Here is a 235-nt window from a genome sequence, read left to right on the forward strand (position 1 = left end):
ATAGCTACTACAACATTAATAGAGAGCGTTCATCGCTATTTATATGAGTTAAATATGGAACTGCGCATGATAGAATATACTGTGACGTTAGATCAGTACTTAAGAGGAGAGCGAATGATGCAGCTCTCTTACAAACGACCGAGTGATAGCAAAGCAGATACGACGCCGATAGAGGTTTATAATGGAAGTGAGCAAGTAGGTGTAGTAAGGGGCTATTATAAAAATACGCTGATGA

1 pseudogene is annotated in these 235 nt (G+C 39.1%); it reads left to right on the forward strand.

Going from position 1 to position 235, the window contains the following annotated elements:
• Positions 1–235, forward strand: a pseudogene (locus KVT27_RS26205) (tubby C-terminal domain-like protein); the annotation flags it as partial.

It is taken from the genome of Lysinibacillus sp. GbtcB16, from assembly GCF_019091145.1.
Classification (GTDB): Bacteria; Bacillota; Bacilli; order Bacillales_A; family Planococcaceae; genus Lysinibacillus; species Lysinibacillus fusiformis.